6 protein-coding genes are annotated in these 10,808 nt (G+C 68.3%); 4 read left to right on the top strand and 2 right to left on the bottom strand.

Going from position 1 to position 10,808, the window contains the following annotated elements; genetic code table 11:
- Nucleotides 1-303 precede the first annotated feature (303 nt).
- The gene (locus tag RZA67_RS11295) at nucleotides 304-852 is read right to left on the bottom strand and encodes a Dps family protein (protein ID WP_317212839.1); all 549 of its coding nucleotides are present in this window, start codon (nucleotides 850-852) and stop codon (nucleotides 304-306) included.
- 90 nt (nucleotides 853-942) lie between these two features.
- Here RZA67_RS11295 and hrpA point away from each other — a divergent pair, with 90 nt between their 5' ends.
- Together hrpA and RZA67_RS11285 are read left to right on the top strand one after the other, a co-directional pair.
- Nucleotides 943-5,028, top strand: a complete 4,086-nt coding sequence (hrpA, locus tag RZA67_RS11290) for an ATP-dependent RNA helicase HrpA (protein ID WP_317212838.1) — start codon at nucleotides 943-945, stop codon at nucleotides 5,026-5,028.
- Nucleotides 5,029-5,353: 325 nt separating this feature from the next.
- Nucleotides 5,354-6,232, top strand: a complete 879-nt coding sequence (locus RZA67_RS11285; RefSeq protein WP_317212837.1) for a serine protease — start codon at nucleotides 5,354-5,356, stop codon at nucleotides 6,230-6,232.
- Between the two features lie 73 nt (nucleotides 6,233-6,305).
- Here the strand turns inward: RZA67_RS11285 and RZA67_RS11280 are convergent, their stop codons facing one another.
- Nucleotides 6,306-6,812, bottom strand: a complete 507-nt coding sequence (locus tag RZA67_RS11280) for a hypothetical protein (RefSeq protein ID WP_317212836.1) — start codon at nucleotides 6,810-6,812, stop codon at nucleotides 6,306-6,308.
- A 190-nt stretch (nucleotides 6,813-7,002) separates the two neighbouring features.
- Between RZA67_RS11280 and RZA67_RS11275 the strand changes: the two genes are divergently transcribed.
- Both RZA67_RS11275 and RZA67_RS11270 read left to right on the top strand, forming a co-directional pair.
- Complete coding sequence (locus RZA67_RS11275; RefSeq protein ID WP_317212835.1) at nucleotides 7,003-9,174, top strand: bifunctional (p)ppGpp synthetase/guanosine-3',5'-bis(diphosphate) 3'-pyrophosphohydrolase; 2,172 nt, start codon at nucleotides 7,003-7,005, stop codon at nucleotides 9,172-9,174.
- Nucleotides 9,175-9,228: 54 nt separating this feature from the next.
- Nucleotides 9,229-10,806: a hypothetical protein gene (locus RZA67_RS11270; RefSeq protein WP_317212834.1), complete on the top strand. Its 1,578-nt coding sequence runs from the start codon at nucleotides 9,229-9,231 to the stop codon at nucleotides 10,804-10,806.
- Nucleotides 10,807-10,808: the final 2 nt, after the last annotated feature.

Raw genomic sequence — 10,808 nt, 5'->3', positions numbered from 1 at the left:
GGCGTTTTCCTGCGGAAAACGCCGGCCCCCTTCTACTCCCCGTTCATCAATCTGCTTTTCAGTGGCTCTGCTTGGCAGGTGCCGGGGACCTCTCGGAGGCGGGGTGGGGGCGGTTGCGGGGGTGTGAGCCGCATGGACGCGGCGACCTAGCCTACATGGACGTACTTGCGGCGGCCCCCGCAACCGCCCCCACCCCGCCATCCCCAGCAGACCGGCTGTTGCATTTGCATTTGCCGTTGCCGTTGCCGTTGCTCCGGCTCCGGCTTCTGCGGGTGCCGGGCGGCCAGCCCGGCCGGGAACCCCTTACTGGAGCAGTGAACGCAGCATCCAGGCGTACTTCTCGTGCGTCTGCAGCCGCTGGGTCATCAGGTCCTCGGTCGGGGCATCGTCCGCATCGTCGGCCACGTCCAGCACCTCGCGTGCCGTGCGGCACACCGCTTCGTTGGCAACCACCAACTGGCGTACCATTTCACGCCAGTCCGCACTGTCGGTCAGGCCCGGCTCTTCGGGAATCGTGGTCAGCGCCGCGAACTCGCGGTACGAGCCGGGGGCGTTGAAGCCCAGGGCGCGGATGCGCTCGGCCACTTCGTCCAGCGCCGCCCACTGTTCGGTGTACTGGGTTTCGAACATCGTATGCAGCGAGTTGAACATCGACCCGGTAACGTTCCAATGGAAGTTGTGGGTCTTCAGGTACAGCGTGAACGCATCGGCCTGGTAGCGCGACAGCCCGTCGGCAATCTTCTTGCGATTGGCGACATTGATCCCGATATCGATGTTCGGGGCCGACGGCGCAGTCGCTTCAAGCTGCTGCTTGGCGGTCTTGGGCTTGGCCGGGGTCTTGGTCTTGGCCATGGGGTGCTGCCTCCTTTCGGGCTGGGATGGGTTTAACGATAGACCAGAACTAATGACTGGTGTTTTTCAAGTTTTCTAACGAATTGATCGATGTCATCTATTGAACAAAAGGCGGCGTTGTCGCTGCGTCAGAAACGGTCGGCCATCGATGCGGCGATGAGTCGCGATCGCGGCCGCCTGCTGGGCATGCTCTCGCGCCTGCAGGCCAAGCCGGCCGATGCCGACTTGGCACAGCGCTTCGAGCAGGCCGTGCAGGTGTCGGTGCAGCGCCGTCAGGCGCGCGCCGCGCAGCAGCCATCCATCACTCTGGACCCGCAGCTGCCGATTGCGCGTGAAGCCGAGGCGATTGTCGCGCTGATCCGCGATCATCAGGTCGTGGTCATTGCCGGTGAGACCGGGTCGGGCAAAACCACCCAGCTGCCCAAGCTGTGTCTGGCAGCCGGTCGCGGACAGGCCGGCATGATCGGCTGCACCCAGCCGCGGCGGATCGCCGCCCGCGCGGTGGCCAGCCGGGTGGCGCAGGAACTGCACAGCGAACTGGGCCAGCTGGTCGGCTACCAGGTGCGCTTCAACGACAAGGTCAGCGACGACAGCCGCATCAAGTTCATGACCGACGGCATCCTGCTGGCCGAGATCGCCAGCGACCGCTGGCTGTCCAGCTACGACACCATCATCATCGACGAGGCGCACGAACGCAGCCTCAACATCGACTTCCTGCTGGGCTATTTGAAGCAGCTGCTGCGCAAGCGCCCGGACCTGAAGCTGATCGTCACCTCGGCCACCATCGATACGGACCGTTTTGCCCAGCATTTCGACAATGCGCCGGTGATCAGCGTGGAAGGCCGCACCTATCCGGTGGAGGTGCGCTACCGCGCGCTGGAAGGGGAAGGCGAACAGGAAGGCGAGCGCACGGTGAATGACGCGATCGTCGCAGCGGTGGACGAGATCACCCGCCTGGATGCGCGCGGCGATGTCCTGATCTTCCTGCCGGGCGAGCGCGAAATCCGTGATGCCCATCAGGCCCTGGAGCGGCGCAAGTACCGCCAGACCGAGGTGCTGCCGCTGTACGCGCGGCTCTCCAACCAGGACCAGGACCGGGTGTTCAACCCGGGCCCGAGCCGACGCATCGTGCTGGCCACCAATGTCGCCGAAACCTCGCTGACGGTTCCGCGCATCCGTTACGTGGTCGACCCCGGCTTTGCACGCGTGAAGCGTTACAGCCCGCGCAACAAGCTGGACCGGTTGCACATCGAACCGATCTCGCAGGCCAGCGCGAACCAGCGCAAGGGACGCTGCGGGCGTATTGCCGAGGGCATCTGTTACCGGCTGTACGCCGAGGCGGACTTCCAGGCGCGGCCGGAATTCACCGACCCGGAAATCCGCCGCTCCAGTCTGGCCGGGGTGATCCTGCGCATGCTGCAGCTGGGTCTGGGGCGTATCGAGGACTTCCCGTTCCTGGAGGCGCCGGACGAACGTGCGGTGGCCGACGGCTGGCAGCAGCTCACCGAGCTGGGCGCCATTGACCCCGAGCGGCGCATGACCGCCACCGGCAGGCAGATGGCGCGCTTGCCGGTGGACGTGAAGCTGGCCCGCATGCTGGTCGCCGCGCAGGCGGCAGGCTGTCTTCGGCCGATGCTGGTGATCGCCTCGTTCCTGGGCATCCAGGACCCGCGCGAACGGCCGCCCGAAGCCCGTGGCGCGGCCGACAGCGCGCACGCGCAGTTTGCCGATGGACGTTCGGAGTTCGTCGGGGTGCTGCGGCTGTGGGATGGCTATCGACAGGCCCATGAAGACCTGACCCAGTCCAGGCTGCGCGACTGGTGTGGCCGCCATTTCCTTGGGTTCCTGCGCATGCGCGAATGGCGCGAGCTGCACCGCCAGCTGCGCCTGCTGTGCGAGGAGCTGGGTTGGAAGGAGGAGCCACTGGAATCCTCACTCGGCCCGCTGCTGGCGGGCAGCAGCGCACCGGCCGCCGGCCGCGACGACGCGGCAGCGGTCAAGGCGACGCGTGGCCAGCTGCATCGTGCCGCGCGCCTGGCCCGTGAAGGCAAGGCCGAGGCCGCGCCCGCCCCGGTGCCGGTACGTGCCCAGCAGGAGCAGGCGCCGACAGGTGGTGGCTTCAGCGAGAAGGTACGTGCGGCTGCCTACCAGACCCTGCACCGCGCGCTGATCGCAGGTCTGCCCACGCAGCTCGGGCACCGCACCGACAAGGGCGACTTCCAGGCGCCGCGCCAACGCCGCTTCCTGCCGTTCCCCGGCTCGGTGCTGGCCAAGCGGCCGCCGCCGTGGCTGCTGGCGGCCAACCTGCTGGACACGCAGAAGGTATGGGGCATGACGCTGGCAGCGATCGAGCCGGACTGGGTGATCGCCGAACTGCCCCACCTGCTGCTGCGCAGACACTTCGATCCGCACTGGTCGCGCGCGCAGGGCCAGGTGCTGGCCTCCGAGCAGATCAGTCTGTTCGGCCTCGTGCTGGCGCCGAAGAAGCCGGTGCATTACGGCCGCATCAATCCGGGCGAGGCGCACGACATCTTCGTCCGGCAGGCGCTGGTGACCGGCGAAATCAATACGCGTGCCGGTTTCGTCGCCGACAACCAGAAGGTGCTGGAACAGGCCCGCGAGGAGGAAGCCAAGCTGCGCCGTGCCGGCATCGTGGCCGACGAGGACTGGCAGGCGCGCTGGTATCTGGACCGGGTGCCCGCGCACCTGCATTCGGCCTCGGGTCTGGACGCGTGGTGGAAGACGCTTGCCCCGGAACAGCGCCGCAGCCTGCTGTGGACCCAGGCCGACCTGCTGCCGGGCGAAGGCAGCGAGGAAGACCGGTTCCCGAAGTACCTGGCGCTGGGCGATGCACGTCTGCCGCTGCACTACCGCTTTGAACCCGGCGCCGAGGATGACGGCGTTACCCTGGATGTGCCACTGCACCTGCTCAATGCGCTCGATCCGGTACGTCTGGGCTGGCTGGCGCCGGGCTTTGTGGCAGACAAGGCCGCGGCCCTGATCCGCAGCCTGCCCAAGGCGATGCGGCGCAATTACGTGCCCGCCCCGGATTTCGCGCGTGCGTTCTTCGAGGCCTTTGCCCAACCCGGTGCCGACGCGCTCGAGGGCGAGCTGGCGCGGTTCCTGTCCAAGGCCACCGGCGCGACGGTAGCCGCGACCGATTTCGAGCCAGCCGCGATCGACGCGCATCTGCAGATGAACCTGCGACTGCGCGACAGCAACGGCAAGGTGCTGGCCAGTTCGCGCGACCTCGAGGCACTGCGCGCGCGCTTTGGTGACCAGGCGGGGCAGGCGTTCGCGGCGCGCGCGGGTCGGACGATGGTGGCCGAGGGCCTGCGTGAGTTCCCTGCCGCCGCCATTCCGCTGCAGGTGCCGGGCGAGGCGGGTGTGCCGGCGTGGCCGGCGCTGGTCGATGAAGGCGATACCGCAGCACTGCGCATCTTCGCTGACCGCCAGCAGGCAGCCGATGCGCATCCGGGCGGCGTGCGCCGGCTGCTGTTGATCGGCCTGGCCGAGAAGATCAAGCAGGCGCGCAAGCAGCTGCCGGTATCGCCCAAGACCGGGTTGCTGTACGCGGCCATCGAGTCGCAGGAACGGCTGCGTGGCGATCTGGTCGATGCCGCGCTGAACGCTGTGCTGGACCAAGGGCTGGGTGACATCCGCGACCCGCAGGCGTTCGCGCAACGCCGCGAGAGTGCAGGCAAGGCGCTGTTCGGTGAGGCCATGCAGCGGCTCAAGCTGGCCGAGTCGATCCTTATGCTGGTGGCCGAGCTGAAGCCTGCGCTGGAAGCGCCGTTGATGGGCTGGGCGCGTGGCAACCTGGACGATATGGAAGCGCAGCTGGCGGGCCTCATCCATCCCGGCTTCCTGCGCCAGACACCGGCCGACGCACTGGCCCAGTTCCCGCGCTATCTCAAGGCGATGATCCTGCGCGCCGAACGCGCCAAGCGTGATCCGCCCCGTGACCAGGCGCGCATGCTGGAGCTGACCCCGTTTCTGGAGGCACTGCAGCTGGCCGGCGAGCAGGGACAGCTGCCCCGGCCGGCATGGCAGGCGCTGCGTTGGGACGTGGAAGAGCTGCGGGTCTCGCTGTTCGCCCAGGAGCTGGCCGCGCGCGGCGGCATCTCGGCCAAGAAAGTGGCGCAGCGGCTCGGTGCGCTACGGAGCGCGCCCTAGCAACGCTGCTGCCCCATGACGCCGTCGGCCACTTACATCAGCACGCCCGGACGCTGCCCGGGTCGGCCGGCTGCTCCCCGCCTCGGACAGCACCGCCATCAGCGATGCCGAAGCGTGGGGCAAAGCAGAACAGACGTGGCGCAACGTCACCGGCGAAGGCGGCGGATGCGGCCGTTCGCATCGCCTTGGCATCACTATAGGCGGCGCCTTCCAAATTCGCAGTAAAGGCGTGCAGATGCCTATAGCGTGAGGCTGCCCACAGTTGCGGTTCCGTGTTCCTCCAATCATCGCCTGCCGACAACGGGATCGGTGAGAGGAGAACGCCATGAAATACATGTTGCATCGCCTGTCCGCTGCGGGCCGTCTGCTGCCGGCGGCAACCGTCGCCGCTGTGGCGGTGTGTGCCTGTGTGTCCGCACAGGCAGGCACGCACGCGCCAGGCATCACGCCACAGATTGTGGGCGGCCAGCGTGTGCCTCAGGGCCAGCTGCCGTTCGTCGCGCAGCTGCGCGTGTTTGACGAGGACGAGCAGATATTCGATCACGTCTGCGGCGGCGCGCTGATCAGCCCCGACGTCGTGCTTACCGCAGCGCATTGCATCGATGAGGACGAGCTCGAGGCGATGTCCATCGTGCTCAACCGGGCCGACCAGCGCGAGACCGGGCAGGGCGTGGAGCGCGGCATCGCCGACGATGGTGATGGCAAACCGATGGTGTTCCTGCATCCTGCTTACGACGCCACCACCTTTGCCTACGACATCGCACTGATCGTGCTGGACCAGCCGGTGCTGGAGATCAACCCGGTGCTGTTGCCGTCGCCGGGTGCCGACACGCTGGAACGGCCAGGCACGGTGGTCACGGTGGCGGGCTGGGGCAACATGCTGGCGGGGCCGGGCCAGGGCGTCTTCCCCAACGCGCTGCAGTCGGTCAGCGTGCCGGTGGTCTCGCCATGGGAGTGCCAGTTCGCCTACGGCGGCACTTTCCAGCCCGGGCCCATGCTGTGCGCGGGTGTCAGGGGGCGGGATTCCTGCCAGGGCGACTCGGGCGGGCCACTGTTCACCGCTGTACCCGGGACCTCCCGGTTCATCCAGATGGGGGTGGTCAGCTGGGGCGAATCGTGCGCCAAACAGGGCAAGCCGGGGGTCTACGCGCGGCTGTCCGATCCGGTCATCGCTCGCTTCATCGAGCAGGTCACCGGCATGTAAGGCGGCCAGCCGATACGGCGTCAACCATGCTGCGGGTGATGACGGACAACATCCGTCATCACCATCGCGGCCACTACTTGACGCGGCGGACCTTGGCCTGGGTGTTGCTGCCTTCGACCTTCAGATACCACACGCCCACCAGCCCAGGGGTGATGGTCACCTTCGGCGCCTGTCGGCGCACCCCGGACAGCACACTGTCATCGCTCTGTTCCCACTGTTGCCCATTGGCCAGTGTGTACAGCCGCCCCTTGGCAAACCCCCGGAACTCGCCCTCAAGCGTGCTCTCGATGGCTTCCTTGCTGCCGAAGTCGAAGAAACCGCGGTTCTTGACGATGACCTCCTGGCGGCCTTCCTCCCGCGCCGTTTCCACTGCCTGCGCGGTGGCCTGCTCGACCTTGCCCTGCAGCCATCGGTTGAGCGAGGCAAGTTCGGCGCCGCTCAGCTTGTCCAGCCCGGCGGCCTTGAACTCCTCCTGGCTCATCTGCTGTTGCAGGTCGCCCTCGACAACCCGCTGGGCCAGCGCGGTGGCGGGCAGGCAGAGCAGGGCGGCAAGACCCAGGGCAAGGCGGTAGGCGTGCATTGGCAGTCTCCTGTGGATGGCTGGATTGTAGGACGTGTCCGCCGTGCTGCAACCGGGGGGCAACGGGCAGGGCAGATGACCGTTGCATCCACTGCCGGCGTGAGCCGATGCGGACCGTTCCAGATCAAGGTCATTGTCCCTGCAGGACCGCAGCGCTACCGTAGAGACCTCTTCTTTCGTTGCCGATGCTGTGAACTCCGCTTCTGTCCCCGGCCTGGATGCCTTGTTGAACCGCCCTTCGGCGGCGGTGCTGCCCGTCGCAGTGCGCGAGGCACTGCTGGAGCAGTGGCAGCAGCTGCAGGTCACCGGCGGCGAGAGTGCGCAGATGCGCGGCAGCTGGTCGATCCTGGGCGATACGCTTGATGCGCTCGCATTGCTGGCGGCCGATGACAGTGCCGTGCTGGCCGCACTGGTGTTCGCGCTCCCGGGCCTTCGCAGCGACTTGCCGGAGCTGCCGTTGGCCGCGCCGCAGCGTACAGCGGTGGCGGGCCTGCTGGACGGTCAGGAAGCGGCCGACCAGGTGTGGGCACTGCACGCTGGACGTGAGGCGGGCCGCAACAGCGAGGGCCTGCGGCGGCTGCTGCTGGCCATCATCCATGATCTGCGCGTGGTGCCGATCCTGCTTGCGCGCCAGTTGGCGCACATGCGCGGTGCTGACCGCCTGGACGAGGAGCAGCGCCGGGCCCTTGCCCAGCTGACCCGTGACATCCATGCGCCGCTGGCCAACCGGCTGGGCATCTGGCAGCTGAAGTGGGAGCTGGAAGACCTGGCCTTCCGTTTCCTCGAACCGGAGACCTACCGCCGCATCGCCCGCGAGGTGGATGAAACCCGGCTGGCGCGCGAACGCTACGTGGACAACGTCAAGAAGCTGTTGTCGCGCGAGCTGCAGGCGCAGGGTGTACGCGCCGAGGTGAGTGGGCGTCCCAAGCACATCTACAGCATCTGGCGGAAGATGCAGAAGAAGCGGCTCAGTTTCGACCAGCTCTACGACATCCGCGCAGTGCGGGTGATGGTCGACGACGTGGCCGCCTGCTACGCCGCTCTCGGCGTGGTGCATGCGCTGTGGGCGCCGGTGCCGAGTGAGTTCGATGATTACATCGCCCGCCCCAAGGCCAACGACTACCGTTCGTTGCACACCGCGGTGGTGGGCCCGGAAGGGCGCACCATCGAGGTGCAGATCCGTACCCACGACATGCACGCGCAGGCCGAGCTGGGCGTGGCCGCGCACTGGAAGTACAAGGAAGGCGGCAAGGGTGCCGAGAAAGCCTTTGACCGCAAGATCACCTGGATGCGGCAGCTGCTGGAACAGGCCCAGGACACCCCTGGCGGCGAACTGGCCGGCGCGCTGGATGCCGAGCTGACCGAGGACCGCGTGTATGCGCTCAGTCCCAAGGGGGAGGTGCTGGACCTGCCGCAGGGCGCCACGCCGCTGGATTTTGCGTACCACGTGCACACCATGGTCGGGCATCGCTGCCGTGGGGCGAAGGTCAACGGACGCATCGTGCCGTTGACCTACCGCCTGCGCAGCGGCGACCGTGTGGAAATCCTCACCGCCAAGGAGGCCGACCCCCGCCGCGACTGGCTGGTGCAGGCCAACGGGTATCTGGCCAGCAACCGGTCGCGGGAGAAGGTGCGCAACTGGTTCCACAAGCTCGACCGGGCGCGCAACGTGCAGGCCGGCCGCGAGCTGCTTGAGCGTGAACTCAAGCGGCTGGGGCTGGGGCAGGCGGATCTGGCGACGGTGACCCGCCGCTTCCACGCCGAGAGCGTGGAGGATCTGTACATCCAGGTAGCACTGGGCGATACCGGGCCCAACCAGATCAGCCGCGCGCTGCTGGAAGCAGAGCGCAGCGCCAACCAGCCACCGGCTCCACCGCCGCTGCCGCGGCCCACGGCGCGCCGGGAGGGTCTGGGCCGCAGCAAGTTCACCGTACAGGGCGTGGGCAATCTGCTGGTGCAGCTGGCGCGCTGCTGCCAGCCGGTGGCCGGCGAGCCCATCGTGGGCTATCTCACCCGTACCCGTGGGGTTACCGTTCACCGCGCCGACTGTGCGTCGCTGGCACGATTGTCGGCAGCCAGTCCGCAACGCATCCTGCCGGTGGAGTGGGGGCAGGCCGGGGGTGGCTACGAAGTGGACGTGGTGGTCGACGCTGTAGACCGTCGCTGGCTGCTCAAGGACATCACCAACCTCATCGCCCAGGAAGACGCCTATGTGCTGGACATCCACAGTGACAACGTCCGCAACAGTGGCCGCGCGCATCTGCGGTTGCGGCTGAAGGTCAATGACTTTGACCAGCTTTCCACGCTGCTGGGCAAGCTCGACGCGCTGCCAGGCGTCAGCCAGGCGCGGCGGCTGGGCTGAGGTGCCGCTGACGGCAGACGTCACTGCGCGCGCCTGCGCCGCGCGCGCGCGGACATGAGCGGGGACAAACCGCGACGCGGCGGCGACGGCAGCCTGCATCCGTCATTGCAGCGCGTCCGTCAGGAAGGGCGCTGGTGGTGGCTGCAGGCGCGCCACACCCAGCGCATCTGGCGCTGGGCCGCGTTGGCGGCGCTGCTGCTGTTCCTGCTGCTGGCGGTGCTGCGCAAGCCATTGGCCGACTGGTTCTGGAACACGCCACAGATCGATCAACTGTTGCTGCAGGGTGATCGTGCGCTGCGCGAGGGCAGGTTGAGCGCGCCGGATGGCAGCGGCGCCCGGGAACGCTACGCAGCGGCATTGGCACTGGATGCGGATCGCAGCCGGGCCCGCGAAGGACTGGCGCGCACCGGGCAGGCCGCGCTGGCCCAGGCGGCGCAGGCACTGGCGCAGGGCAGGCTGGAGCAGGCCGGGCAGGCACTGCAGCTGGCCGAGCTGCTGCAGGTGCCCCAGGCGCAGCGCGATGCGCTGACGGCGGCGCTGCGCGCCCGTCAGAGCGCCGCAGCCGGCGTCGACCAGGCCTTGCAAGAAGGGCAGCAGGCGCTGGCCGAGGGCCGGCTTGCCGGCAGCGATGATGCGGCCCTGCCGCTGTTGCAACGGGTCCTGCAGCACCGGCCGGATGACATGGCGGCACTCGAGGCACGTGACGACGCCTTGGCCGATCTGCTGGCCCGGTCACGCCAGGCGAGCAGCCGCGGCGAGCTGCTGGCCGCCGCCACGGCTTTGGAGCAGGCGCGTGGTTTCGACGCCGGCCACGCCGATCTGCCGCAGAGCCAGGGCGAGTTTAATCGCGCCTTCGAGCATGAACTGCAGCGGGTGCAGCGGGATATGGATCGTCAGCGGTTGGACGCAGCGGTCACGCGGCTGCAGCCGCTGCTGCAGGTACAGGTTACGCCGCCGATCGAAGCGGCGCTGTCCACACTTCGCGAGCAGCTGGTAAACGCGCTGCTGCGCGATGCCCGGCGGTTGGAGAGCAGCGCGCGCGCCGACGCGGCGGCGCGACGCCTGGAACAGGCGCAGGCCTGTGGAGCGTCCGCACCGGCACTGGCCCAGGCGCGCGAAGAGCTGCAGCGTCTGCGCAGCGCGCAGCACGGTGCATCGCGGGCGGTGTTGTCCACCGCCCAGCGCGAACGTGAAGTGCGGCGTCTGCTGCAGGCGATCATCGCCGCCGAGGCTGCCGGGCGTTTCATCACCCCGCCCGGCAACAGCGCCTTCGATGCCCTGCGCGAGGTGCAGACGCTGGCGCCGCAGGATGGACGTGTGCTGGCAGCCGCACGACGGATGACCCCGGCCAGCCGCCGTTGCTTTGAAGATGCCCTGCGGCAGAACCGCGTGCAGGCTGCCGGCGCGTGCCTGCAGGCGTGGCAGACGCTGGCACCCTCGGACAGCGCGCTGGGCGCCGCGCGCGCGCGCCTCGCCCAGCGCTGGGTGGCCATCGGCAGCGAGCGTCTGGGCGCCGGTGACCTGGCCTTTGCTGAAACCGCTGCCCGCCAGGCTGAGCAGTGGCAGCCGGGGATGGCCGAGCTGGCCGCGTTCGAGCAGCGTTTACAGCAGGTGCGCGGCGGCGAACGCTGAGC

Source organism: Stenotrophomonas sp. C3(2023) (assembly GCF_032911385.1).
Lineage (GTDB): Bacteria > Pseudomonadota > Gammaproteobacteria > Xanthomonadales > Xanthomonadaceae > Stenotrophomonas.
This window is presented reverse-complemented; position numbering and strand designations above follow the sequence as displayed.